The organism is Streptomyces sp. NPDC048644, assembly GCF_043199105.1.
Taxonomy (GTDB): Bacteria; Actinomycetota; Actinomycetes; order Streptomycetales; family Streptomycetaceae; genus Streptomyces.
This window is the reverse complement of sequence record NZ_JBICVO010000011.1, coordinates 121,074-145,766: the sequence shown is the minus strand read 5'-3', so window position 1 is coordinate 145,766 and position 24,693 is coordinate 121,074. Positions and strand designations below refer to the sequence as shown.

General features: G+C 72.3%; 19 protein-coding genes and 1 pseudogene. 9 read left to right on the top strand and 11 right to left on the bottom strand.

Going from position 1 to position 24,693, the window contains the following annotated elements:
* Positions 1-20: 20 nt before the first annotated feature.
* The 7 genes from ACGFNI_RS24645 to argF all read right to left on the bottom strand — a co-directional run bounded on the left by ACGFNI_RS24645 (position 21) and on the right by argF (position 11,779).
* A complete protein-coding gene (locus tag ACGFNI_RS24645) occupies positions 21-209 on the bottom strand; it encodes an MbtH family protein (RefSeq protein WP_393686801.1) in 189 nt (62 codons plus the stop codon).
* Positions 199-1,008, bottom strand: a complete 810-nt coding sequence (locus tag ACGFNI_RS24640; protein WP_393686800.1) for a thioesterase II family protein — start codon at positions 1,006-1,008, stop codon at positions 199-201. Before ACGFNI_RS24640 ends, ACGFNI_RS24645 begins: the two co-directional genes overlap by 11 nt.
* Entirely contained in the window at positions 1,005-4,265 is a 3,261-nt protein-coding gene (locus ACGFNI_RS24635; RefSeq protein ID WP_393686799.1) for an amino acid adenylation domain-containing protein, read from the bottom strand. Before ACGFNI_RS24635 ends, ACGFNI_RS24640 begins: the two co-directional genes overlap by 4 nt.
* Positions 4,262-6,973, bottom strand: coding sequence for a type I polyketide synthase (locus ACGFNI_RS24630; protein ID WP_393686798.1), 2,712 nt, complete (start codon positions 6,971-6,973; stop codon positions 4,262-4,264). The genes ACGFNI_RS24635 and ACGFNI_RS24630 overlap by 4 nt, the downstream gene beginning before the upstream one ends.
* Before the next feature lie 6 nt (positions 6,974-6,979).
* Positions 6,980-10,240 (bottom strand): amino acid adenylation domain-containing protein, encoded by a 3,261-nt coding sequence (locus ACGFNI_RS24625; protein ID WP_393686797.1) that lies wholly within the window; start codon positions 10,238-10,240, stop codon positions 6,980-6,982.
* The gene (locus tag ACGFNI_RS24620) at positions 10,237-10,521 is read right to left on the bottom strand and encodes a phosphopantetheine-binding protein (RefSeq protein WP_393686796.1); all 285 of its coding nucleotides are present in this window, start codon (positions 10,519-10,521) and stop codon (positions 10,237-10,239) included. Before ACGFNI_RS24620 ends, ACGFNI_RS24625 begins: the two co-directional genes overlap by 4 nt.
* Positions 10,522-10,789: 268 nt before the next feature.
* Positions 10,790-11,779 carry an ornithine carbamoyltransferase gene (gene argF / locus ACGFNI_RS24615; RefSeq protein ID WP_393686795.1) on the bottom strand — a complete coding sequence of 330 codons (990 nt, stop codon included), beginning with the start codon at positions 11,777-11,779 and terminating at the stop codon, positions 10,790-10,792.
* A gap of 304 nt (positions 11,780-12,083) precedes the next feature.
* Here argF and ACGFNI_RS24610 point away from each other — a divergent pair, with 304 nt between their 5' ends.
* The gene (locus ACGFNI_RS24610; RefSeq protein ID WP_393686794.1) at positions 12,084-12,584 is read left to right on the top strand and encodes a DUF779 domain-containing protein; all 501 of its coding nucleotides are present in this window, start codon (positions 12,084-12,086) and stop codon (positions 12,582-12,584) included.
* A gap of 176 nt (positions 12,585-12,760) precedes the next feature.
* On the opposite strand, the gene ACGFNI_RS24605 is transcribed toward ACGFNI_RS24610, so the two are convergent.
* Both ACGFNI_RS24605 and ACGFNI_RS24600 read right to left on the bottom strand, forming a co-directional pair.
* Positions 12,761-13,708 carry a hypothetical protein gene (locus ACGFNI_RS24605; RefSeq protein ID WP_393686890.1) on the bottom strand — a complete coding sequence of 316 codons (948 nt, stop codon included), beginning with the start codon at positions 13,706-13,708 and terminating at the stop codon, positions 12,761-12,763.
* 316 nt (positions 13,709-14,024) lie between these two features.
* The gene (locus ACGFNI_RS24600; protein ID WP_393686793.1) at positions 14,025-14,543 is read right to left on the bottom strand and encodes a lytic polysaccharide monooxygenase auxiliary activity family 9 protein; all 519 of its coding nucleotides are present in this window, start codon (positions 14,541-14,543) and stop codon (positions 14,025-14,027) included.
* Positions 14,544-14,866: 323 nt separating this feature from the next.
* On the opposite strand from ACGFNI_RS24600, the pseudogene ACGFNI_RS24595 reads away from it, so the two are divergent.
* From ACGFNI_RS24595 to eccD, 4 genes and pseudogenes are all read left to right on the top strand, one after another.
* Positions 14,867-15,475 (top strand): annotated as a pseudogene (locus tag ACGFNI_RS24595) (LLM class flavin-dependent oxidoreductase); the annotation flags it as partial.
* 202 nt (positions 15,476-15,677) lie between these two features.
* A complete protein-coding gene (locus tag ACGFNI_RS24590; protein WP_393686792.1) occupies positions 15,678-16,007 on the top strand; it encodes a WXG100 family type VII secretion target in 330 nt (109 codons plus the stop codon).
* A gap of 45 nt (positions 16,008-16,052) precedes the next feature.
* Positions 16,053-16,364, top strand: coding sequence for a WXG100 family type VII secretion target (locus tag ACGFNI_RS24585; RefSeq protein WP_393686791.1), 312 nt, complete (start codon positions 16,053-16,055; stop codon positions 16,362-16,364).
* 51 nt (positions 16,365-16,415) lie between these two features.
* Positions 16,416-17,801, top strand: a complete 1,386-nt coding sequence (gene eccD, locus ACGFNI_RS24580; RefSeq protein ID WP_393686790.1) for a type VII secretion integral membrane protein EccD — start codon at positions 16,416-16,418, stop codon at positions 17,799-17,801.
* 89 nt (positions 17,802-17,890) lie between these two features.
* On the opposite strand, the gene ACGFNI_RS24575 is transcribed toward eccD, so the two are convergent.
* A complete protein-coding gene (locus tag ACGFNI_RS24575) occupies positions 17,891-18,553 on the bottom strand; it encodes a DNA-binding response regulator (protein ID WP_393686789.1) in 663 nt (220 codons plus the stop codon).
* Between the two features lie 438 nt (positions 18,554-18,991).
* Here ACGFNI_RS24575 and ACGFNI_RS24570 point away from each other — a divergent pair, with 438 nt between their 5' ends.
* Both ACGFNI_RS24570 and ACGFNI_RS24565 read left to right on the top strand, forming a co-directional pair.
* Positions 18,992-20,038, top strand: coding sequence for a hypothetical protein (locus ACGFNI_RS24570; protein WP_393686788.1), 1,047 nt, complete (start codon positions 18,992-18,994; stop codon positions 20,036-20,038).
* Positions 20,035-22,794 carry a right-handed parallel beta-helix repeat-containing protein gene (locus tag ACGFNI_RS24565; protein WP_393686787.1) on the top strand — a complete coding sequence of 920 codons (2,760 nt, stop codon included), beginning with the start codon at positions 20,035-20,037 and terminating at the stop codon, positions 22,792-22,794. Before ACGFNI_RS24570 ends, ACGFNI_RS24565 begins: the two co-directional genes overlap by 4 nt.
* Positions 22,795-22,868: 74 nt before the next feature.
* Here the strand turns inward: ACGFNI_RS24565 and ACGFNI_RS24560 are convergent, their stop codons facing one another.
* A complete protein-coding gene (locus ACGFNI_RS24560; protein ID WP_393686786.1) occupies positions 22,869-23,546 on the bottom strand; it encodes a hypothetical protein in 678 nt (225 codons plus the stop codon).
* A 150-nt stretch (positions 23,547-23,696) separates the two neighbouring features.
* Between ACGFNI_RS24560 and ACGFNI_RS24555 the strand changes: the two genes are divergently transcribed.
* Both ACGFNI_RS24555 and ACGFNI_RS24550 read left to right on the top strand, forming a co-directional pair.
* Positions 23,697-24,014: a WXG100 family type VII secretion target gene (locus tag ACGFNI_RS24555; RefSeq protein ID WP_393686785.1), complete on the top strand. Its 318-nt coding sequence runs from the start codon at positions 23,697-23,699 to the stop codon at positions 24,012-24,014.
* Positions 24,015-24,107: 93 nt separating this feature from the next.
* Complete coding sequence (locus tag ACGFNI_RS24550) at positions 24,108-24,626, top strand: WXG100 family type VII secretion target (protein ID WP_393686784.1); 519 nt, start codon at positions 24,108-24,110, stop codon at positions 24,624-24,626.
* The last annotated feature ends 67 nt before the right edge of the window (positions 24,627-24,693 follow it).

Genomic DNA, 24,693 nt, shown 5'->3' with positions numbered 1-24,693 from the left:
CGCCCCGGTCGGCGGTCGGGTCAGGAACGCAGGCTCTTGGGCCGCAGGTCGGTCCATGCGGTGGCGATGTGGGACAGGCAAGCGGACTTGGCGCCGGTCACCGGCAGGGCGTCCCAGCCGTCGGGCGCGGGCCGGTCCGCCGGCCAGATCGAGTACTGGTCCTCGTGGTTGCGGACCACGGTGTACTGGCGGTCGTCGTCATCGAACATGGGTGACGCGGTCCTCTCCGGTGCGGGGTGCGGGATGTGCCGGCCGGCCTGGCCGGGCGGGTGCGAGCAGTTCGGCGCGGATCAGCGACAGCATGTCGGCGCCCTCGGGTCCGGTGAGGAAGAAATGTCCGCCGGTCAGCTGCCTGACGAGGAACTCCCGTGCCGTATGCCGCTCCCAGGCGGCGAGTTCGGGCCCGGAGACCAGGGCGTCGGTGGTGCCGCCGAACGCGCTCAGGGGAATGTCGAGCGGGGGCCGCTCGCGGTAGGCGTAGGTGAAGTCCAGTTCGAAGTCGGCGCGCAGGGCGGGGAGTGCCAGCTGCCGGATCTCCGGCCTGGCCAGCACTCCGGGTGGGGTGCCGCCGATGCGGTCGAGGAAGCCGAGCAGTTCGTCTTCCGGCAGGTCGTGGCAGGAGACCTGGGCGCTTCCCAGGTGGGGTGCCTTGTGCGCCGCCACGATCAGCCCGGTCAGCGTGTTGCCGGGCAACTGCCGGATGCGGGCGGCCACTTCGTACGCGATCAGCGCGCCGAGGCTGTGGCCGAAGAGGACCATGGGGCGGTCGGATGTGGCGTGCAGTTCCTCGGCCAGCGCGTCGGCGAGCGGTTCCATCCGGCGGAAGGGGTCTTCGCGCAGCCGCCCGCCGCGCCCCGGCAGCTGGACGGCGCAGACCTCGACGTCGTCGGGGAACTGGGCCGACCACGGGTGGTACATGGCCGCCGAGCAGCCCGCTCCCGGCAGGCAGACCAGGCGTATCCGGGCGTCGGGGCGCGGCGGGAAGCGCAGCAGCCAGGGGCTTTTCACGGGGCCTCCGCGGGTGCGGCGGCCCGCTTCAGGTGGGCCGCGAGGTCCTGGACGGTGGGGTGGTGGAAGATGTCGCCGACCCGCAGCGAAAGACCGGCCTCCCGTGCCCTGTGCACCAGTTGGATGCTCTTGAGTGAGTCCCCGCCGATGGCGAAGAAGTCCTCGGTGACCCCGGTGTGCGGGCGCCCCAGCACCTGCGACCAGATGCGCACGAGCGTCGCCTCGACGTCGTCCGCGGGTTCCGCCGGTTCTTCGGCGGTGGCCGGCGGGGCGGCGGGTCCGGCGTCCGGCAGGGCCGCGCGGTCGACCTTGCCACTGGCGTTGAGCGGCAGGCGGGGCAGGACGAGGAACCGCGCAGGGACCATGAAGCCGGGCAGGCGGTCGCGCAGATGGCCGCGCAGTGCGGCGGCGAAGGCGTCGTCGTCGGGGTGATCCGCCGCCTGCGCCGCCTCGTTCCGTACGAGGTAGGCGTGGAGTTCGGGCGATGCGGCGCCGTCGGGGCGGGCGGCGATCACGGTCGCCTCGCGTACATCGGGGTGGGTGCGGATCACGTTCTCGATCTCGCCGGGTTCGATCCGTACGCCGCGGATCTTGACCTGGTGGTCGTTGCGGCCCAGGAAGTCGAGTCCCGCGTCGGGCCGCCAGCGCACCAGGTCACCGGTGCGGTACAGGCGGGCGCCCGGCACCCTGCTGTAGGGGTGCGGGACGAACCGGTCGGCGGTCAGGGCGGGCTGGCCCAGGTAGCCGCGGGCGAGCCCGGTGCCGCCGAGGTACAGCTCGCCCGGCACACCCACGGGCACCGGCCGCAGCTCGCCGTCGAGCACGTACACCTCGGCGCCCGCGATCGGACGCCCGATGGACACCCGCGGATCGCCGGTATCCCCGTCGGCGTCCCCCGCCGTGCACTCCCCTTCGGTGACCTCGATCGACGCCTCGGTCGGCCCGTACGCGTTGAACAGCCGGACGGGCAGCCGCTCCAGGCAGCGGTCGCGTGAGGCGGGGGGCAGTTCCTGGCCGCTGCACAGGACCCGCCGCAGCGAGGCGCAGCGGTCCAGACCGGGCTCTTCGAGGAACGCGGCGAGCAGCGGCGGCACGAAGTGCACGGTGGTCACCCGCTCCCGCTCGATCAGCTCGACGAGGTAGGTGGGGTCACGGTGCCCGCCCGGGGCGGCCACCACGAGCGTGGCCCCCGTGGTCAGCGGCCACAGCAGCTCCTCGACCGACACGTCGAAGGTGGCGGGGGTCTTGTGCAGCACCCGGTCCGACGCGTCCAGGCCGTGGGTGTCCTGGAGCGTGCGGACCCGGTTGGCCAGGCCACGGTGCGGGACACCCACCGCCTTGGGGGCGCCGGTGGAGCCCGAGGTGTGGATGACGTACGCGAGGTGGTCGGGGCCGACCGGTGCGGGGGCCGGGCCGGGGTGCGGGGCCGCGTCCCAGGGGAAGGTGTCGACGGCCGTGACGGGTACCCCGGCGACGGCGAGTACGGGGGCCAGTGCCCGGGTGGTGAGGATGTGGGCGGCGCCGGCGGCGCGGAGCATGTCCACCAGACGGGCCGGCGGGTCGTCGGGCGACAGCGGAAGATGGGCCCCGCCGCCCGCCATCACACCCAGGACCGCGGTGACCAGGTCGCTGCCGCGCGGCAGGCAGACCGCTACCGGCGCATCGGGTGTGACGCCCCGCCCGGCCAGGTGCGCGGCCAACGCGCTTGCCCGTGCGTCGAGTTCGGCGTAGCCGAGCTGCCGGTCCTCGAAGACCACGGCGGTGGCGTCAGGGGTCAGGCGGGCCTGGCGGGTGACGGCCTCGTGCACCGGGCCTTCCCACGGGTGCGCGGGCGCGGTGCTGCTCCAGCCGTGCAGCAGCCGTGCGGTCTCCTCCTCGTCCGTCAGGGAGAAGCCGGAGCAGGGGGTGCCGGGTGCGTCCAGGGCGGTGTGCAGCACCTGGCGGAACTGCCGTGCCAGGCGGGCGACGGCCGGCTCGTCGAACAGTTCCGTCCGGTAGCGGAAGGAGCAGTCGGCGCCGTCCTGGTGCGGCCTGATCTCCAGCCACAGGTCCGTGAAGGTCGTCCGCGGGCTCACCGGGAAGAGTTCCGTGGCCAGTCCGGGCAGGCCGGGCGGGGTCAGCGGCTGCTGGAGCGCGAACATCGCCTGGAACAGCGGGTCGTGGCTGCGGGCGCGTTCCGGCCCGAGTTCGGTGACGATCCGCTCCAGGGGGACGTCCTGGCGCGGGAAGGCGTCGAGGGCGCTGCGCCGGACCCGTCGCAGCAGCTCGTCGAACGAGGGGTCGCCCGTCAGGTCGATGCGCAGCGGCAGGGTGTTGACGAACATGCCGATCAGCGGGGCGAGTTCGGGCCTGGCACGGCCGGCGCTGGGGCTGCCGATGACCAGGTCTTCCGCGCCCGAGAGGCGGGAGAGCTGGAGGGCGAACGCCGACAGGAGCAGCATGAAGGGGGTGGCCTTGTGCGCCTGGGCTGCGGCCCGTACCGCCTGCCAGGTCTCCGTGCTGATCGTCACGGTGTGGGACGCGCCGTCGAAGCCCTGGACGGCGGGGCGGGGGGCGCTGGTGGGGAGTTCGAGGAGCGCCGGTGCGCCGTCCAGCCGGGTGCGCCAGTGGGCGAGCGCGTCCTGCGACCTGGTGTCCGTGAGGTCCCGGTGCTGGCGGGCCGCGTAGTCCCCGAACTGGAGGGGAAGCGGCGCCAGTTCGGGTGCGCGGCCGGCCGTCTGCGCCGCGTACAGCTCGGCGAGTTCCGTGAAGAGGCGGTCCATGGACCAGCCGTCGCACACGGTGTGGTGGCAGATGACGGCGAGCACGTGGTCCTGGTCGTCGAGGCGCACCAGGTGGGTCCTGATGAGGGGGCCTTCGGCGAGGTCGAAGGCGCGCTCGGTCTCCGACTCGATGAAGGCCCTGGCCTGTTCGGCGCGGTCGGCGGCGGGCCGTCGCGTCAGGTCGGTGACGGGGAGGCCGAGGTCGAGGCGGGGCGTCACGTGCTGGCGGGGCTCCCCCGCCGCGTCGGCCGTGAAGACGGTGCGCAGCGCCTCGTGCCGGGCCACGATGCGGTTCAGGGACCGGTGCAGCGCGGCCTGGTCGAGTGTGCCGCGCAGCCGCAGGGCGGCCACGAGGTTGTAGGCGCTGTTGCCGGGGTCGAGCTGGTCGAGGAACCACAGCCGCCGCTGGGCGAAGGAGGCGGGCAGGTTCCTGCTCGCGCCGTCCTCGCCCGCCGCGTCGGCGGGTTCCGTGAGCAGAGCGGTCAGGTCCGTCATGATTCCCCCCGCGCGTCGTGGTGGTGGCCGGACTCGGGCGCGGTGCCGGCGGCGGCCCGGAGGTCATCGACGACGCGGGCGAGGCCGCTGGCCGTCGGGTGCTCGAAGACGTCCTCCAGGGACATCGCCACCGCGAACCGCTCCTCGATGAGGGCGACGAGTTCGACGGCCGCGAGGGAGTCGCCGCCGTACTCGAAGAAGTCCGGGTCGGTGACGTCGTCGGCCGTGCCGAGCACCTGCTGGAAGAGGCCGAGCAGGGTGGTGTCGCCCGCGTCCTGCGCCGCGGGTGCCGCGTCGGATGTGTCCGGGGCCGCGGTGGCCGCGGGGCGGGGCTCGGGCCGCACCAGGTGGTGCTGCCGCTCGAACGGGTAGGTGGGCAGCGGCACCCGGCGCCGGTCGGTGCCGGTGTGCAGGCGGCTCCAGTCGACACTCGCGCCGTTCTGCCAGGCGCGGCCGGCCGCGTCGAGGAGGGCGGTGAGCGGGCCGCCGCCCTGCGGGTCGGTACCGATCTCCAGGTGGAGGCGGCCTGCGGTGTCAGGCAGCGGGCCGTCGTCGGGCCGCTGGGTGCCGGTTTCCAGGAGCGCCGTCCAGAAGGCGGGGTCGGCCGCCTCACCGGCCGTCACCGGGGCGCCGGTCGCGGGGTTGGTCCAGGGCACATCGGGGGTGCGCCAGGTGGCCGCGCCGACCGCGTCCCGCAGGGCGTCCGCGCCCCGGGGTGCCGCGAGGGCGATGGCCAGCGCGTCGGCGAGGGGCAGCGCTCCGGCGACGCTCGCGGCGGCCGGTGCGCCGTGCCCGTGGCCCGTGACGTTCGCGGGGGTCACGCCCCACTCCATGAGCGTGCGGGCCAGCGCGTATTCGACGGTGAGGTGCGCCGCCCCGGCCACCGGAGCGGGCGCGGCGTCAGGTGCGGTGCCGGGCCGCCCGGCGTCGTCCGTGCCGAGCAGCCCGCTGACGTCGCGGGCGGTGGCGGCGGGCAGGGCCTGGAGGCAGGCGTCGAGCGCGGTGCGGAAGGCCGGGACGGTCGCGTACAGGGAGCCGATGACCGCGGCGTGCCGGGCGCCGCGGCCCGGGAGGGAGAAGGTGACGGGGCGTTCGCCGGTGTGCTCCGCCGCGGCCGGTGCCGCGAGCGCCGCGCGTGCCTGGGCGTGGTCGGCGCAGACGACGTGGCGGCGGTGGGCGAAGGTGTGGCGTCCCAGTTGGAGGGTCCTGGCGACGGCGTCCAGCGGCAGTTCCGGGTGCCGGCTCAGGTGCTGCGACAGCCGCTCGGCCATGGCGTCCAGGGCTGTGGGGGTGCGGGCCGACAGGACGAGCAGCTGCTCGGCGGGGGCGGGCGTGGCCGCGGCGGGGGCGGGCAGCGGCGCCTCTTCCAGGACGACGTGGGCGTTGGTGCCGCCGATGCCGAAGGAGCTGACGCCGGCCCGGCGCGGGAGCCGTCCTGTCTCCCACTTGCGGGCCCGGGTGACGACCTGGAAGGGGGTGGCCGCGAAGTCGATGCGGGGGTTGGGTCCGGTGAAGTGCAAGGTGGCGGGGAGCGTGCCGTCTTCCAGGGCGAGCACGGTCTTGATGAGGCCCGCGATGCCGGCCGCGGTGTCGGTGTGGCCGATGTTCGTCTTCACCGAGCCCAGTGCGACGGTGCCTTCGCCGCCGTGCGCGGCGCCGCCGAACGCCTCGGTCAGCGCGGTGACTTCGATGGGGTCGCCGACGGGGGTGCCGGTGCCGTGCGCCTCGATGTAGGAGATGTCGTCGGGCGAGATGCCGGCGGCGAGGTGGGCGCGGCGGATGACTTCGGACTGGCCGCGCACGCCGGGGGCCGTGTAGCCCGCGCGGTCGTGCCCGTCGTTGTTCACGGCCGAGCCGCGGATCACGGCGTGGATGTGGTCGCCGTCGTCGAGCGCGTCGCGCAGGCGGCGCAGCACGACGACGCCGGCGCCGTCACCTGCGACGATGCCCCGGGCGTCCTGGGAGAAGGTGCGGCAGTACCCGTCGGCCGACATGGTGCCGCCCTCGCGGTGCCAGTAGCCGGACAGCGGCGCGCGCAGGGTGACGCCGCCGGCCAGCGCGGTGTCGCACTCGCCCGCGAGCAGGGCACGGCTCGCTTCGTGCACGGCGACCAGGGAGGTCGAGCAGGCGGTCATGACGGCCACGCTGGGTCCGGTCAGGCCCAGCGTGTAGGAGACCCGGGTGCACAGGTGCTCGGGGTCGTTGGCGAGGCTGAGGGTGAGGTCGTCCACACCCGAGAAGCGGTCGGTCCTGTTCCGTATCACCGTGGCGTAGCCGTTGCGGCCCGCGCCCGCGTACAGGCCCGTGGTGCCCGGGACGGCGCGCGGGTCGTATCCGGCCCGCTCCAGCGCTTCCCAGGCGCACTCCAGGAAGATCCGGTGCTGCGGGTTGAGCAGTTCGGCGTCGCGTCCCGAGACGCCGAAGAACGCGGGGTCGAAGTCCCCGATGTTCTCCACGACGCCGTGGCGGCGTACGTAGCGCGGGTCCGTGAGCCGCTCCGGGTCGTCGCCCCACTCCCGCAGTTCGTCGGCGGTCAGAGTCCGTACGCCGTCGGTGCCCGACACCACGTTGTCCCAGAACTCCTCCGGGGTGGTGGCGCCGGGGAAGCGGCAGGCCATGCCGACGACGGCGAGGTGGGTGTCCTCGTCGCCGTACGCGAGGCCGTCGTCGTAGGAGTGGGGGTTCTCGTTGCTGTGCTCGGCGGTCACTGTCGTTCAGCCCTTCCGTGAGTGGGTACGCGCCCGCATCGCCGTCAGCCGGGCCGTGCCGCGGCGGCGGCGCTCGACGGCGCCGTCATCGACGCCGGTGCGGCCGGGGGTGTGGCCTTCGGCGCCGGTCAACTGCCGGGCGAGGGTGGCGATGGTCGGGTACGCGTAGAGGTCGGCGATCCGTACGGGGGTGCCCAGTTCGGCGGCGAGCCGGTCGCGGACCGACGCCAGGAGCAGCGAATGGCCGCCCACGTCGAAGAAGTTGTCGTCGGTCCCGAAGGAGTCGTGGCCGAGCGCCTGCGCCCAGACGCCGCTGATCAGGCGCTCCAGCGGCGCCTTCGCCGACCGGCGGGCGGCTTCGGGCGGCGCGGCGAGTTCCGGGGCGTCGGCGGGCAGCGCGGTGCGGTCGACCTTGCCGTTGGCGGTCAGCGGCACCGACGTCAGCAGGAGGTAGCGGCGCGGGTGCATGTGGCGCGGCAGGTGCCTGGCGGTGTGGTCGTGGAGCCCGGCGAGGTCGGGGGTGGATCCGTCGGCGGGCACCAGGTAGGCGGCGAGTTCGGTTCCCGCGCCGTCGTTGCCGGTGGCCACCACGACCGCTTCCCGTATGCCGGGGTGGGCGCGCAGCACGTTCTCGATCTCGCCCGGTTCGATGCGGATGCCGCGGACCTTGACCTGGTGGTCGTTGCGGCCGAGGAAGTCCAGGCTGCCGTCGGCCCGCCAGCGTACGAGGTCGCCCGTGCGGTAGAGCCGTGCGCCGGGTGACGTGGCGTAGGGGTGCGGGACGAACCGGTCGGCGGTCAGGGTGGGTTGGCCCAGGTAGCCGCGGGCCAGGCCGGCCCCGCCCAGGTACAGCTCGCCTGGCACACCCACCGGGACCTGCCGCAGCTCCGCGTCGAGTACGTACGCCTCGGTGCCCGCGATGGGGCGGCCGATGCCGGGCAGCGCCTGGTCCGCCGCGTCCTGCGCGGTGACCTCTCCCGAGGTGGCGACGACCGTGTTCTCGGTCGGGCCGTAGTTGTTGAGCAGGCGGAAGGGCAGCGGGTGTCCGCCGGTGCCGTGCAGCCGGTCGCCGCCGGTCAGCACGGACCGCAGCGCGGAGCCCGCGGGCCACGGCGTGGCGGTCATCCGCTCCAGGAGGGGGGTGGGCAGGAACGCGGTGGTGACCTGCCGTTCGGTCAGCCAGGTGCGGAGTTCGGACGGCGACAGGACGGTTTCGGCGTCGGGTACTTCCAGGCAGGCGCCGGCGGTCAGCGCCGACCAGATCTCCCAGACGGACGCGTCGAATCCGGGTGCCGCGATCAGGGTGCTGCGGTCGCCGGGCTCCAGGCCGAATGCGGTGCGGTGCCAGGCCACCAGGTTGGCGAGCGCGTGGTGTTCGACCATGACGCCCTTGGGTGTGCCGGTGGACCCGGAGGTGTACATGACGTAGGCGAGGTCGTCGGGCCCGGCGTCCGGCACGGGGCCCGGTTTCCCGTCCGCCTCCCGGTCCCCCAGGTCCTGGAGGGCGCCGACGGTGTGCACGCGGTCCGCCGCGAGCCCCGCGGCGGGTTCCTGGCCGGCCACGACCAGCAGCGGGCGCGCCTCGGCGAGGATGGCGTTCAGCCGGGACGCGGGGTGCGCGGGGTCGAGGGAGACGTAGGCGGCGCCGCTCTTGAGCACGCCGAGCTGCGCGGTCACCAGGTCCGCGCCGCGGGGCAGGCAGGTCGCCACGAGCGTGCCTGGCCCCGCGCCCGCCGCGCGCAGCCCCGCCGCGAGCCGGTCGGCCGCGCGGTCGAGTGCCGCGTACGTCAGGCCGCCTTCGCCGGTCCGCACCGCGGGGGCGTCCGGCCGGTCGTGGGCCCGGCGTGCGAAGAGCCGGTCGATGCGCTCGGGTTCCGGCGCGGCCGGACGCCCTGAGGTACCTGACCAGTCGTGCAGCGCCTGCTCCTCGTCGACGCCGAGCACGGGCAGGTCGCCCACCGGGGTGTCGGGCGCGGCGAGTGCGGCGGACAGCAAGCGGGTGTAGCGGTCGCCGATGAGCCCCGCGGTCCGGCCGTCGAAGAGGCCCGTCTGGTAGCCCACCCAGCCCTCGGTGCCCTGCCGGTTGCCTGCCAGGTGCAGGGCCAGTTCGTACTTGGCGGTGGTGGTGGGCAGCGGGAGGGGCGAGCATTCCAGGCCGGGGAGGAGCGCGGCGCCCGGGGCGGGCAGGTCCTCGTAGGTGACCACGGTCTGGAAGAGCGGGTGGCGCGCGGTCGAGCGGTCCGGTTGCACCTCCTCGACCAGGAGTTGGAAGGGCAGGTCCTGATATTCGTGCCCGGCGAGGAAGGCGTCGCGGACCTGGTGCAGGAGGGTGGCGAAGGTGGTGTCCGGCGCGCAACGGATGTGCAGCGGCAGCATGTTCACGAACAGCCCGACGGTGCCCTCGACCTCCAGCGTCGTACGGCCGCTGACCGGTACGCCGATGACCAGGTCGGGTGCGGCGGACATCCGGGAGAGCAGCACCGCGTAGGCGCCGAGCAGGGTGATGAAGCGGGTGACGCGGTAGCGGGAGGCGACGGTGTCGAGCTGCGCCCCGAGCTGCGGCGGGAAGGTGACCGGGTGGCTGTCGCCGTCGAAGCACTGCGTCGGGGGGTGTGGCCGGTCGGTCGGCAGCGGCAGGCGCAGCGGGGCGCCGGCGAGTTCGGCCCGCCAGTGGTCCAGCGCCTCGCGGCGCCGCGGCCCGGCCAGCAGCCGGCGTTCGGCGGCGACGTACTCCCGGTACGAGTGGGCCGGTTCGGGCAGCGGATCGGGGCCGCCGGTGCGCAGGGCCTCGTACTGGAGGGACAGTTCCTGGTCGATGATGCCCATGGACCAGCCGTCGACCACGATGTGGTGGAAGGTGAGGACCAGCGCGTGGTCGTCGTCGGCGAGACGTATCAAGTCGGCGCGGAACACCGGGCCTTCGGCCAGGTCGAACGGTGCCAGGGCGGCGCGGTGCACCGCTGCGGCCAGTTCCGTCTCGCGCGTCGCCTCGGGTGATCCGCCGAGGTCGGTCAGGCGGAGCGGCACCGCTGTACCGGGGGCGATCCGCTGGACGGGGGTGCCGTCCACGGTCGGGAAGGTGGCGCGCAGCGCGTCGTGCCTGGCCACCAGCCGGTCGATGGCTCGCTGGAGTGCGTCCGTGTCGAGCGGTCCGCGCAGGCGGGTGGCTCTGGGCACGTTGTACTCATTGCCGTCGGGCCTCAACTGCCATAGGAACCACAGGCGTTGCTGGGCCGACGACAGCGGGGAGACCGCGTCGTCGCTCATTCCGGCGTACCCCCCTCGGGGCCGCGCCGCCGCACCACGAATTCGGCCAGCTCGTCGACGGTGGGCCCTTCGAAGAAGTCCGCCATCGGGACCTCGACCTGGAGCGTCCTGGCGATACGGGCGATGACCTGCGAGGCCGTCAGCGAATGGCCGCCCAGCTCGAAGAAGTTGTCGTCGCCGCTCAGCACGTCGATACGGAGGACCTCTTGCCAGATCTGGCTGATCGCGGTCCGCACACTCTCGCGTGAGATCTGCTGCGTTGGCTCGGCCTGGGAAACCATGGCCACAAGCCCCCTTCCGGCTCTGGAGGATAAGGGGGGTTTCCTGGCTTATCGCGTGAAACCTCTGCCCTGATCACACGATGTACGGCGGCCGGGCAAGACCCAACTGCCGCGCCCGAAGGGGAAACGATCTCTGCACTGTCGGGCAGCCCACCCCGCCCGCCTGCGCCCTCCGCCTTCCCCCGCCGGTCCTGAACACGACGAAGCCCCCGCCGAACCGGGTCGGCGGGGGCTTCGTCGTGTTCTGCGGAGCGCGGTGTCCCGGCGGTCAGCCGCCCCCTCCCGCGATCAGGGTGTGCAGGACGGCCTGGGCCGTGGGCAGCCGGTTCGCCGCCTGGCGCCAGACCAGCGACTGCGGGCCGTCGAGCACGTCCGACGTGATTTCCTCGCCCCGTACGGCGGGCAGGCAGTGCAGGACGACGGTGTCCGCGCCCGCCTGGGCCAGGAGTGCGCCGTCGACCCGGTAGTCCGCGAAGCGGCGGACGCGTTCCGCCCGCTCCTGCGGACGGTCCATCGGCACCCAGACCTCCGCGTAGACGGCGTCGGCCTGCCGGACCGCCGCCACCGGATCGGTGGTGAACTCCACCGAACCGCCCGTCCGCTGCATCGTCCTGCGGGCCGCGGCGACCAGGTCACGGTCGGTTTCGTAGCCGGGCGGTGCGGCGATGGTGAGGTGCATGCCCACACCGGCGCAGGCTTCCAGGAACGAGTTGCAGGTATTGCTCCTGCCGTCCCCGATGAACGCGGCCCGGAGGCCGGCCGGCGTCCCGAAGTGCTCGGTCAGCGCCAGCAGGTCGGCCAGCGACTGGCACGGATGGTGGTCGTTGGACAGGGTGTTGACGACGGGAACCGTCGCGATGCCCGCCAACCGCTCGACCGTGCCGTGCTCGAAGGTGCGCAGCGTGAGGGCGTCGAGGTAGGAGGAGAGGACGCGCACGGTGTCCTCCCAGGTCTCCCCGTGCCCCAGCTGCATCTCCTCCTTGTTCAGCATGACGGTGGTCATGCCCAGCCGGTGGGCCGCCACCGCGAGCGAGACGCGGGTACGGGTCGACGGCTTCTCGAAGCTGCATCCCACCGCCGCGCCGCGCAGGCTGTGCTGCCAGGCCAGCGGCTCCCGCTTCATGCGGGCGGCGAGGTCCAGAACGGCGGCCAGCGCCATCGGGTCGAAATCGCTGACCCGCAGCAGATGCGCCGGGGTCCTGCCTGCGGTGTCCGCGTCGGCGGGCCGGTCCGCGGCGTCCGTTCGTGGCAGGGTCATGGGCACGCTCCTGGCTCGCCGGCTCTTTCGGTCCGAAGCCAGCGTGCCGCCGGGCGGGCCCCGGGGCGCGCCGGGCGGCGCGGACAGGTGAACCGGCCGGCACCCGGTGCCGTGCAACCCTTGCGCAACCTTGCGGGGCGTTGACTGGGGCCATGAGCCGTGACGGCGGCCCGGCAGGGCCCTGCACCGGCCCCCGGGCGCCGGTGTCCGCGGTGGCCGCTCGACGAAGGGACGCACGCGTGTACCTGTCCGGCAGGTTCCGACCGCAGACGCAGCGCCCGTTCCGGAAGCCGGGGCGCTTCTGATGGACGGCGTGAAGGGCCCGGCCGCCGCGGCGGCGGGGGACGGTCCGGGTGCCTCGGACGGCGGGGCACCCGGACCGGACGACGCTTCCCGGATCGCGCTCACCGATGCGGCTGCCGCGCTGCTGCGCACGCTGCGGGAGCTGCACGGACCGCTGATGTTCCACCAGTCGGGAGGCTGCTGCGACGGGAGCGCACCGATGTGCTTCCCGGAGGGCGAGTTCCGTACCGGGGCGTCGGATGTGCTGCTGGCGCGCCTTGTCGTGGACGGAGTGGCGGAGCCGATCGGTTTCTGGATGTCAGCCGACCAGTTCGCCCGCTGGCGGCACACGCATCTGACCGTGGACGTCGTCCCGGGGCGCGGCAGCGGATTCTCGCTGGAGGCGCCGGAAGGGGTGCGGTTCCTGATCCGCTCGCGGCTGCTGAGCGAGGCGGAGCTGGCCCGGCTCGACGAGCCGCCCGGGGCCGGTCGCGGCGGTCGGAGCGAAGGCCGCGAGGGCTGAGATGACATGGTGAGGCCCCACGCACGGGGGATGACGCGGGGCCTCACTCTCTAGAACGCTCGAAAGGCCCCGGGGGTTCCGTCTCCGTGAAGATTCTGCGAGAAATTTTTGTCCGAGGCGTGCGCGGCCCGGACGACAGGCCCTGGGGCGCGGGCCCGCCCGCCGGGCCACAGGGGTCAGACGTCGTCGTCGACCAGGCGCTCCAGCATGTTCTGGAAGTCGCCGTTCACGACCACCCGCAGCCCTCCGCCGTCCGGTTCGCTCAGCGGCGTCAGGCGGCCGTGGCGCCACCAGAACACGTTGGGGCTGATGGCTCCGGCGGCGTCCTCGTGCCCGGCGGCGGTGAACTGGGCCATGGCCTGGAGCGCCGGGATGACCTGGGCGTCGTGGATGGGGTGGAAGGCGAGCTGGTGGCGGAACGGCATGGCGACCAGCGCTCCGTTCCCGGTCAGTCCTGTGCCCATGATCCGCTCGACGAGTTCGTCGAGCACCAGGACCCGGCTGGCGGTGAAGAAGGAGTCGCCGAGCAGCACCTCGAAGGCGGCGCCGTCGCCGCGGCGTACCGTCTCGTGCCCTTCGACGGGCAGCGCGCGCAGATTGTTCATCGCCCGGATCCGCAGTTCGGCGATGTCGCCGACGTCCAGCAGGGAGTCCTCGCTGAGCATCTGCACCGCGTCGGGCAGGTCGAGGGCCAGCACCTCGCGCAGCCCGGTTGCGGGTTCCCTGCCGTACCGGAAGGCGTCCGACGCGGGGAGGGTGTCCTCGGCGACGACGCGGGGGTAGAGGCAGGCCCTGATCTCGTCTTCGGAGAGGATTTCCAGGGGTTGCGGGCCGTCCATCGTGCGCAGGACCTTGCCGACGTGGTCGCGGATGAGGGCCGGCCAGCAGCGCTCGCCGCGCCGGTCGTGGTGGCAGACGGCCGCGAGGTTGCCCAGGCCGAACTGGCGGCCACCGGAGTCGGTGACCGTGCCCGCGTACACGGTGACCTCCAGGCCCCGTTCGGCGAATGCCTGCCGCACCTGGGACCGGAAGACGCCGCCTTCTCTGTCGGAGAAGAACGCGAACTCCTCGTCGCGTGCGAGCGCGCGTGGATCCCGCTTCGGTCCTCGGCGGAACAGGCCCATCTCTTCCTCCCGGCGACGGCCACGAACGACGGCCACGAAGGCCGATCGTATCGGGTACGCCGGTCGGTTCCGGCACGCTCCGCCGGTGCCGTAACGCTCCGGCGGGCGGCGCCGCGCCCCGCCGCCCCGGCACGGAGGCCGGACCGGGGCGGCGGGAGAGGACGGCACACGGGGTCGCTCCGGGGGGCGGAGGGGACCGGGCCGCCGCACGTCCCGCTGTTCGGAGGGACGGCGGGGTTACGGGACGCGGAACGGCCCGCTCTGGAGCGCGTCCGTGCCACGTCCCGCCCGGGAAGCGGAACCCGTAATTCCCGTGCTAGCCGCCGATGTTGACGTCCACGCAGGCGTAGAAGGCGTTCGCGGTGTCGGCGATGTTCCAGACCGCGAGGACCTTCTGCTTGCCGCTGAGGCCGCCGAAGTTGACCTGGTGGGTGACGGTGGCGCCCGGCGTGGCCCCGTTGTCGTTGAACTCCGCGATCTTGTTGCCACCGACGAAGTACTGCCAGGTGGTGGTGGCGTGACGGGCTGTCAGCCGCCAGTTGAAGCTGGTCGAGCTGCCGACCGGGGTGACCTTCCAGCCCTTGGAGTCGTCGTCGAGGTCGGCGAACTGGCTGTTGCCGCCGCTGCAACTGGTGAGCCCCTTGGGGCCTTCGACGCTCTGCGGTTCCCACTTGATGGGCCCGCAGTCGACGGTGCCCTCGGCACACTGGGCCTGCCGGCTGGGCGGTGAGGAGATGTAGCCGTGCGCGCTGGCGGAGCTGACCGGCATGGTCACGACGAGCAGCGGAGCCACACCGGCACCGATGGCCAGAGCCAGCCTTCTTTTCTTGTTCATGCCAAGACCTTTCGCGAGGGAGGCCGCCACGCGAGAGAGGGGGACGCGGCGCTGCCGCAGCGCCGCACGTCCGCCCCGGGAAGCCTCGTTGAGTGTGGGGTGGATGACGCGAAGGTGTTCCACGGCGGCGGCGCACGCGACCGCCCCGCCCGGCGCCGACACCGGGTACGGAGGCCCACGGACCCGCCCGCCAATTGGTCTAGACTTTACTCGCTGACCGCGTACGGTCAAGGGGTGCGGAACGGCGCATCGCGCCCCGGCCCCGGCCGCCCCGCGCACACCGCATGCATCGCCGGGCACCACCCGCGGGGAGGAAGAACCGCATGACTGCTCTCGGTGGCGTGTTCCGCCCCCAACTGCCTCCCGAGCGGCTGCGCAACGTCGCCCGCACCGCCGAGGAAGCCGACCTGGAGGAGCTGTGGCTCCGGGAGGACTGCTTCTCCGAAAGCGGCATCGCCTCCGCAGCCGCCGCCCTGGCCTGGACGCAACGGCTGCGGGTGGGGGTCGGCCTGCTGCCGGTGCCGCTGCGGAACGTGGCGCTGACCGCGATGGAGGCCGCGACGCTGCACCGGCTGTTCCCCGGACGCGTCACCCTCGGCGTCGGACACGGCATCCAGGACTGGATGGCACAGGTCGGCGCCCGCGTCGATTCGCCCCTGACGCTGCTGCGCGAACACCTCACGGCGCTACGGGCGTTGCTGCACGGCGAGCGGGTCACCGTACAGGGGCGTTACGTCCGGCTCGACGGCGTCGCCCTCGACTGGCCCCCGCCGACGGCACCCGACGTGCTCGCCGGCGCGAAGGGGCCGCGTACGATCCGGCTCACCGGCGAGACCGCGGACGGCACCATCCTGGAGGCCGGCACCACACCCGACGGCGTACGCCGGACGTGTGCACTCCTGGCGGAGGGACGCGCCGCGGCCGGCCGCAGCAGGCGGCGAACCCGACCCGGAGGGCTTCGTCCGTTTCGTGGCCGGGCAGGTGCGTCCGCTGGTGCCCTGAGCCCTGGTCAGGGCACCGTTCCGTGACGTGGGGGGACACCAGAACAGGGGACTGGCCGACATGCACGCCCGCTGCGAGAGTTGCGGCGGAACAGCCAACTGCCGGCAGGAACCGGCGCGAGAGGGCGGGCAGATGACATCGGCAGGCTTCAAGGTCACTCCGGCGATGATCGCCCAGGCCGCCGTCTCCTGTGACAACACGGCGGCGGACGTCGAGGCGAAGCTCCAGAACCTCAAGTCGTACGTCATCCAGCTGGAAGATTCCTGGCAGGGCATCGCCCACAACACCTTCCAGATCTACATGGCCGAGTACGACACGTACGCGCAGATGCTGCACAACGCCCTGACCGACATCGCGTCGGGCCTGCGCGGCAACGAGGTCAACTACAAGGAATCCGAGAACGCCAACCTCCAGCGGATCCACACCCTGCAGAGCGAGCTGCCCGCGGCCCGGCTGGGCTGACCACCGAACCGTCCGACTGACCGGCCGAACGCCCGAGGAGCTGCCGTGGGAATCGACGATGCGAACCTCTTGGTCCGCCATGAGCTGCAAAACGCAGGCACGCACATCAACAACCTGTCCGAGCAGATCGCGGAGGAGCTGCATCAACTGATCACCCTGCTCCAGCCGATCGCGGAGACCTGGCAGGGTGACGCGCAGGTGTACTACGAGGGCCTTCAGCAGGAGTGGAACATCGCCGCCGAGGGCCTGTTCGGGCCGAACGGCGTGCTCGGCCAGATCGCCATGGCCATGAACGTCAACTGGGAGAACTACTCCGAGGCCGAGTGGGCCAACACGAAGACCTGGATGAACCAGTGAGCCACGCATCACCCTGTCTCCACCCAGCACGAGAGGACCTGAGCACACCCGATGGCCGATGAGCGCTGCCGGATCACGGTCGTAGGCGAGCGCAGGCAGGTGGACCTCGCGGTCCCGGCCCGTGCTCCCATCGCCGAGTACGTCGATGACCTGGCCCGTATGTGCGAGCTGGAGGAGAGCGAGCTGATGCCCGCCGCCTGGTCCCTCGGGACCGGGACGGGAGTGCCGTTCGCACCCGAACACAGCCTGGCCGAGATCGGTGTGGCGGACGGTCAACTGCTGTACCTGCGGGACGTGGTGGCCGGGGAGTTCGACGAACCCGTGATCCAGGACGTGGCCGAGCAGGTCACGGAGGTCTCCGAACAGCTGCTTGACCGGCGCTGGGACGCCCGCTCGCGCACCGTCACGGTGATGGCCTGCGGCCTCGCCTGGTGGATCGGCGCGCTGTTGCTGGTCGCCTTTCTGGAGCCGATCGACTCCGCGGTCATCGGAACCGCAGCCGCGGCACTCGGCCTGGTGCTGCCGGCGCTCGGCTGGCTGGCCGCCGAACGGCGCTGGTCCGTGCCGGGTTCCGTACGTCTCGCGCTCGCGCTGTGTGCGATCCCCTGCCTGGCCATCGCCTCCTGGGAGTTGGTGGCACAGGACGCGGCGCCGCAGACGGCGCTGACCCCGGACGGGGTGACCGCACTGTGCCTGGCCTGCGGGGTACTCGTCGGCGCGGTGCTGGCCTGTGTCGCGTCGATGGGTGTGACGACCGCGGCGGTGCTGCTCGGCTCGGTGATCGCCACGGTGCTGACCGCAGGGCTCGCACTGCTCAAGGCGGACACCGCGCAGTGCGCCGCGGTGATCTCGGTGGTCGCGTTCGGCCTGCTCCTCATCGCTCCGGCGACGGCGGGCCGGGTGGCCGCCTTCGGCTACCGGCGGCACGCTCCGAGCGGTGACACCGCCCCGGAAGGCCCGGAGTTGGAGAGCGCCGTACGCACCGCGATGCTGCTGCTCGCCCTGTGGGGCGGGGCGCTGTCCCTGGTGACCGCCGTTTCGCTGGTGCTGCTCGGTTCCGACGGGGAGTCCCCGTTCGCCGCCGCGATCACCGCGTGCATCGGTCTCGGCCTGCTGCTGCGCGCCGGGTCGGCGAAGGTCGTGGTCGAGGTGGCGCCGGTGGGCATCGCCGGTGCGATCGGCCTGTTCACGCTGCTGCTGGCCGGCCCCGACCAGCTGGACCTGCCCGGTTGGTCGGGTCCTGTGGCCTCGCTGGTGATCGGTGGCGTGCTGGTGCTGTACGGGTTCCGGCGGCTGATGCGTCCTGAGCTGCCGCCGCTGCGCCGTCCCACCTGGTTCGGCGGACTCGGCGCGGTGCTGGGTGCGTTCGCCATCCCGCTGACGGTTGCCGCGTTCGGCGTCTTCGGCCAGCTGATGGGGATCGGCCGGAATCTGTGACGGGCGCGGCGGAGCGGGACGGGAGGTCGGCGCTGCCGGCCCGGCCCGCACAAGGGGATCGAGCGGCGCGACCGCCCCTGCCCGCTCCTTCACTCCTTGCCGAGCAGCAGGGAGCGGGTCCTTCCGGTGCCACGGACCGGCGCAGCCGCTCGCGCCGGCGCGGTGCCCGCTTCCCGCAGCAGGCCGAGTTCGATGGCGGTGCGGGTGAGATCGGCCTTGTTCCCGACGTTGAGCTTGGTTCTTATCCGCTTGACGTAGGTGCTGACGGTGGCCTCGGTCAGGCCCATTCTGCGGCCTATCTGGCTGTGCGTCAGCCCTTCGGCGAGCAGCCGCAGCGCTTCGAGTTCACGGCGGGCCAGCGTTCTGGGTTCCGCCCCGGTGGGCTCACGCAGCTCCGCGTGCATGCGGGGGGCCAGCGTCGGCGCGAGGTGGAAGCCGCCCGCGACGACGGTGTCCACGGCGCGCAGCAGTTCGTCGTCGTCGACCTGTCCCGTGACGCAGCCGAGCGCCCCGGCCCGCACCGTGTCGAGCACGCGGGTCGGCCGGCTGAACTCGGAGACGACCAGGACCGGTGCGCAGGCGGCGAGGTGAGCGACCGTCTGCACCGACGACTCCCCCTCCATCTCGTCTTCGCGGACGGGCGGGCCGAAGAGGATGGCGTCGAGCCCCTCGGCGCCGAGCGGCACACGGGAGAAGTCCTGTACGGACTCCACCGCGGCGATCACGTCCAGCCGGGGGCTCTGGGAGAGCACTCGCTCAAGTCCGTGCCGGACGAGGTTCTGATGCTCAATAATGGCAATTCGCGCACAATTAGACATGCGTGTTCCCGTCCTCAGATCAATGCGTCGCGCTTCCGGTCCCCGGATCGACGCATCATCCGGAAACCGACTCGATGTACGCTCAATGTACTGGACCGGGTCGGCAGTGCACGGACCGATGGCTATGTATAACAGAACCACTACATGAGTGTTCGACCGGTGACGGGGTGAGTCGCAACTGCCACTCTGACCTGCGACGAAGGAACCGACGGTACGGTTCCACGTGGGAGATTACGATTACGTAATGCTTCCGTTAACGGCCGATAGGCGCAGCCCTCACGTTAATTTATTTACCTCTGGGGAGTTATCTGTTAACCCATCAGCGGTATTCTGTGCCGCAGTCCCATACCAGTCCTGAATATTGGAGAGCACGTGGCTGACCAGGAGAAGCCAAAGGAGCCCGCCGCCGAGGCGCCCGGCCGCCTGGCGGAGGAGGACCGGCATGGCTTCGTCTCCGCGTTCGTGGGCGGCGTCCGGCCCGATGGCGAGCAGGGCAAGCCGGGCAAGCGGCTGGTGGCGATTGGCATCGCGGTGGTCGCCGCACTGAGCCTCGGCGCGCTCGCGATCGGCGCGCTCACCAGCAAGGGCGACGAGAAGAACGAGGCGGGGAAGGCTTCCCCGGCCGGGGCCACCGCCAGCGCCGACCAGCACGGCAAGCGCCCCGCGGGCCACAACGACGGCCCCGCCGGAGGGACCGGAGGAAGCAGCGGCGGCTCGGGCGGACAAGGTGCTGGGCAGGGGACGTCGGGCAACAACATCCAGACCCAGCCGGACTCCACGGGACCGTCCCCCGATTCCACCGGCTCGTCGAAGACTCCCCCCACCAGCGCCGCGACCCAGAAGGCCGAGGCTCACGGCAAGACGTACTCCCGCGCCGCGACCCCGGCCTACACCGGCCTCGCCGGTTACGGCTGCCCGTCGAGCGCCGCCGCCAAGATCTGGACCAAGGACCCCAGTTTCAGCAACGGTTCATCCGGCTGGCTCAAGTCCTCCACCGGCGGCTACACCGGCTCCGGCTGCAACGGCCAGTACCTCTCCGTCCCCATGTCCGGGTCGAAGACCTCGCACGACGCGACGCAGTACGTGCTGTGGAAGTTCGACTACAGCGCCAAGATCAAGGGCGCCGCCTCCTGCGAGCTGTCCGTCTACGTTCCCGGCAACTCCAACATCCAGTACGTGGGCGGCAACCCGGCGGAGTACGCCCTCTACAACTCCGACCACAGCGGCGGCACCGCCGCCGGTACCTTCCAGGTCGACCAGGTCCACAACGCCGGAAAGTGGCTCTCCCGCGGGCCGTTCAAGGTCAGCGGCGGCAAGGTGACGCTCAAGATGTTCAACACCGGCATCGACTACACGTCGTCCACCAAGCACGCGCACGACGCTGCCGCGCCGGTCCAGCTCAGCTGCTCCCCGGCATGATCGGGCGGTCCAGCGGCGCAGCCGCACTGCGCGTCGGAGCCCGGGGCTGGGGTGGGCACCGCACCATCGGCGCGGCACTACGCGCTGCTGGACCCGGCACGGTCATCTCCGTCCAGCCCGGCACCTACCCCGAGAACCTGACACTGGACCGGGACGTCACCCTGGTCGCCGAACAGGGCCCCGGCACCGTCCAGTTGGTCGCCACCCGCGGCACGCCGCTGACCGTGCTCGGCGGCGCGGGCGAGGTCCGCGGGCTCACCGTCCAGGGCCTGGACCCCGACCAGCCCGCGGTGTCCATGACGGGCGGCACGGTGGTGCTCGACGGCTGTGAGATCACCGGCGGCCGGGTGGACATCACCGGCACCGCGGCCCCCACCCTGCGCGACTGCCGGGTGCACGGCACCGGCACACCGGCGCTGCGCCTCGGCGGCGACAGCCGGGCCGTCCTGGAGCGCGTGACGGTCACCGACGTCAACGGCACCGGCCTGCTGGTCGAGCACGGCGCGGACGCCACGGTCACCGGACTCACCGTCAGCGCGGTGGCCGGATACGGCGTCCTGATGCGCGGCCCGGCCCGCGGCAGCTTCACCGACTGCGAGCTGACCGGCACCGCGTCGGCCGCGTTCCGCGTCGACGACGACGCCCGTCCCGTGCTGCGCTCCTGCCGGCTGACCGGCAGCGCGGCACAGGGCGTCCTGGTCACCGCGTCGGGCACCGGCGGCCCCGCGCTGCCGCCCGACACCGACGCGGGCAGCGGCCCCGAAGGCGACGCCGGGGCATCGGGGAGCACCGCGGGAGTGCTGCTGCACGACTGCGAGATCGCCCGCAGCGGCGGCACCGGTGTCCAGGCCGCGGGGCCTGTGCTGGTCACCCTGCGGGACTGCCGGGTCGACGAATCCGGCGGCGTGGGCGTGCTGGCCGCCGAGGGCGCCGTACTGCGTCTTGACGCCACCACCGTCGGTGACTCGGCCGACAGCGGACTCGCCGCGGGCGGCACCGCGGACGTCGAGGTACGCGGCGGCGGCCTGGCCCGCTCCCGCGCCAACGGCGTCTTCGTCACCGACGAGGCCCGTCTGACCCTCACCGAATGCGCGGTCACCGACAGCGCGTTCACCGCCGTGCACCTCGCGGGTTCGGCCCGCGCGACGGTCCGCGACTGCGAACTGCGCGGCACCCCGCAGCACGGCGTACGGGTCACCGAGCGGGCCCTGCTCACGCTCACCGGCACCCGCGTCGAAGCCGCCGAACTCACCGGCATCGCCGTGGACGGCGGCGACCTGACGGCACGTCGCTGCCGGGTGGCGGACGCGGGCACCGGCATCAGCCTGTCCACCGAGCACCGCCCGCTCCTCGACGACTGCGAGATCGAGGACTGCGGCACCGGCCTCGACGTGACGGCCGGCACCGGCGCGCTGGTCGCGGACACCCGGGTGCGCGGCAGCCGGTCGGCCGGTGTGTTCCTCGGCGAGCGCAGCACCGCGTGGCTCGACGGCTGCGAGATCACCGACAGCAAGGGCAGCGCCCTGGTGCTGTGGACCGGCGCCAGGCCCCGGATCAGCTCGACCCGGGTCACCCGCGCCGCCAAGAACGGCGTCTACATCGCCGACGGTGCGTCAGGACTCCTGGCGGACTGCGACATCGGCGCCACCGGGTTCCCCGCGGTGTACGTCGGCAAGGACGCCAAGCCGGTGCTGCGCCGCTGCCTGATCCGCGACACCGACGAGGACCTCAAGCTCGCGGACGGCGCCGAGCCGGTCTTCGATGAGTGCCGCGTCGACGCGGTGAAGGACAGCACCCTGCCGGAGTCCGGGCGCGCGGTCGCGCCCGCGCCCGGGGCGACCCCGGTGCCGTCGGGCGGCTCGCGCGGCGGCGGCACACCGGTCGGCACCACCGAGACCGCGCCGCCCGCCGAGACGCTGGAGGAGCTGCTCGCCGAACTCCGCGGTCTGATCGGCCTGGACCGCGTCAAGCAGGACGTGGAAACGCTGGTCAAGCTGATGCAGCTGGTCCGCCGCCGTACCGAGGCCGGTCTGCCGCCGCCCCCGCTCAGCCGCCACCTGGTGTTCGCGGGGAACGCGGGTACCGGCAAGACCACGGTGGCCCGGCTGTACGGCCGGCTGCTGGCCGCGCTCGGGCTGCTGACCCGCGGGCATCTCGTCGAGGCGGACCGCGGCTCGCTGGTCGGCGAGTACGTCGGGCACACCGCGCCGAAGACCACCGCGGTCTTCCGGCAGGCCGTCGGCGGCGTGCTCTTCATCGACGAGGCGTACGCGCTGGTGCCGCACGGCCAGGGCTCGGACTTCGGTCTTGAGGCCATCTCGACGCTGGTGAAGCTGATGGAGGACCACCGCGAGGACGTGGTGGTGATCGTGGCCGGCTACCCCGACGACATGGGCCGGTTCATCGACGCCAACCCTGGCCTGGCCTCACGGTTCACCCGGACCCTGCTCTTCGACGACTACGACTCCGACGAACTCGTCGGCATCGTGCGGCAGCAGGCCGAGCACCACCAGTACGAGCTGGGCGACGAGACATCGGCGGCGCTCGCCGAGTACTTCGCGGGCGTCGAACGCGACGACCGCTTCGGCAACGGCCGCACCGCGCGCCAGCTCTTCCAGCGGATGACGGAGCGTCACGCGGCCCGGCTCGCCGATCATGCGGCCCTGATCACGCCGGGCGAAGGCGAGGCCGGGTCCGACACGGATGATCTGGTGACGTTGCTGCCGGATGACATCCCCGCGCTGCACGCGGGGTGAGACACCACGGGCCGGGGTGCGTGCGTCAACCGCACGTCATTCCCGGCCCGTTGGCGTCGGCGTACCTGCTCGCGTCAGGTCGTCCACCGCTCACCGGTCGGTGCGGGGAAGATCGACTGCTGGTCCGCCTGGGCGTAGAAGCTGCCGGCCCGGTCCATCCGGACGATGAACTGGCCGCCCAGCGCGATGGCGTCGGCGCACTGGCGCAGTACCCGGGTCATCGCCGGATTCATCGCCTCGGCGTAGGCGGTGGCTGCCGCCCGCACCTTTTCGTCCGGCTTGGGCGGGGGGTCGTCGTCGAAAGCGTGGCTCATCAGTTCGTGGCTGTCACCCTGGCCGTCCACGAAGGTGCTGCCGTCGTCCGCGCCCAAGTCCTCGTAGGTCGCCTGCTGGCCGAAGACGGAGCCGCCCAACACGGCTTCCTTCACCGTGCGCTGGAGTTCCTGATAGCCGTCGACCGCCGTCCTGGACGACGCCAACATCCCCTGCATCGCGTCGACGATGCTGCCGATGCTGACGTTGATCGCCGGGTGGGTGCCGACCGGCTGCTTCTGGGTGAGGTCCTGGCCGTTGCCGTTCTGCGGGGGCGGGGTGAAGGACGTGATGGGCGGGGCATCGCCCCAGATCATCGTCAGGTTGGGGACGTCCGAGTACCGCGTGTCCGCCGGAGTGCCGTCCCCCTTGGCCTCGGGGCCGTCCTCCTCGTCCTTACGAGGCGGCCCGTGTCGTGAGTTCTCCGGAGTGGTGGCCACAGCTGCCTTCCTGAGGTGCGGTCGGGTAGGGTGCGCTCGATCCCATCCCACCCGATGCACCGGCCGTGAGCCAGGTCCCCGTTCTTGGACACCGGCCCCGCCGGAACAGGGGAATTCCTCCGGATGATCACCGCCGTCTAGGCTCGCCTGGTGGCCACAGGATCCCTCACCCCCGCAGAGTTCAAAGTCGACCTGGCGCAACTGCGCGACGCGATCGGCACGGTGCGCGGCTGTACGACCTCGATCGAGAGCGACGTCTCACAGGTGAAGGCGGCGTTCCAGCAAGCCCAGAGCAGCTGGCGCAGCCCGGCAGGCGAGTCCTTCAGCGCTCTCCAGGCCGAGTTCGGCACCAACATGAGCGAACTCGTCGAGCTCCTCCACGAGATGGTGACCCGCATGAACGCGGCGTACGCGGAGTACAAGCAGGCCGAAGAGACCAACACCGAGAACTTCCACAAGAAGAACTGAGACCGCCCACGACCGGGGCCGCGGCAGCAACCGCCTCCTGTCACGCGCGGTCGCGCCGGCCGGCACCCCCGTACGACTTTCGCAGGAGCACAGGTGAGCACTACCCCTCCGAACCTTCCTTCGGTCACATATGGCAGTCACGACCCGGTCACGCCGGTCAACACCTCGATCAACGTCGACGCCGAAGTGCTGCGGGCGTTGGGCAGCAAGGTCGCCGGCACGGACGGCCAAGGCGGTCTGGTGGGTGACATCTCCACCCAGGTCAGCACGATCTTCTCGACGCTGAAGGAACTCGAACTCGGCTGGGCGGGCAAGACCCAGGCGGAGGCCGAGGACTTCTTCACGCGCCTGGAAGCCTGCATGACCACCGCCTTCGGCAACGAGAAGAACCCGGAAAGCGAGAAGACCAGTGTCATCGCGCGGACCGCGCAGGCACTGAACGCCGCCGGGGCGAACTACCTGCACGCCGAAGACGTGATCGTCAAGGAGTTCACGGACTTCTCCAACCAGATGAACGGCGACGGCAGCAGCAGCCCGCAGCCCGACGACGGCATCATCCACGGCACCGCGTTCGGCGACCCGTCGGTCACCGCGATCAGCGAGACCTACTGACCGGCGCGCGACCCACGCGCCCGTCCGCTCCCCCTCTCCCCTCCCGCTCCAGCCTCTAGGTGATGTC

Bases quoted from the DNA above. Each gene is read 5' to 3' on its own strand.
- ACGFNI_RS24600 (WP_393686793.1), bottom strand. From the start codon at position 14,543: ATGAACAAGAAAAGAAGGCTGGCTCTGGCCATCGGTGCCGGTGTGGCT.
- ACGFNI_RS24565 (WP_393686787.1), top strand. From the start codon at position 20,035: ATGATCGGGCGGTCCAGCGGCGCAGCCGCACTGCGCGTCGGAGCCCGG.
- ACGFNI_RS24590 (WP_393686792.1), top strand. From the start codon at position 15,678: ATGACATCGGCAGGCTTCAAGGTCACTCCGGCGATGATCGCCCAGGCC.
- ACGFNI_RS24645 (WP_393686801.1), bottom strand. From the start codon at position 209: ATGTTCGATGACGACGACCGCCAGTACACCGTGGTCCGCAACCACGAG.
- ACGFNI_RS24610 (WP_393686794.1), top strand. From the start codon at position 12,084: ATGGACGGCGTGAAGGGCCCGGCCGCCGCGGCGGCGGGGGACGGTCCG.
- ACGFNI_RS24635 (WP_393686799.1), bottom strand. From the start codon at position 4,265: ATGACGGACCTGACCGCTCTGCTCACGGAACCCGCCGACGCGGCGGGC.
- argF (WP_393686795.1), bottom strand. From the start codon at position 11,779: ATGACCCTGCCACGAACGGACGCCGCGGACCGGCCCGCCGACGCGGAC.
- ACGFNI_RS24620 (WP_393686796.1), bottom strand. From the start codon at position 10,521: ATGGTTTCCCAGGCCGAGCCAACGCAGCAGATCTCACGCGAGAGTGTG.
- eccD (WP_393686790.1), top strand. From the start codon at position 16,416: ATGGCCGATGAGCGCTGCCGGATCACGGTCGTAGGCGAGCGCAGGCAG.
- ACGFNI_RS24625 (WP_393686797.1), bottom strand. From the start codon at position 10,240: ATGAGCGACGACGCGGTCTCCCCGCTGTCGTCGGCCCAGCAACGCCTG.
- ACGFNI_RS24605 (WP_393686890.1), bottom strand. From the start codon at position 13,708: ATGGGCCTGTTCCGCCGAGGACCGAAGCGGGATCCACGCGCGCTCGCA.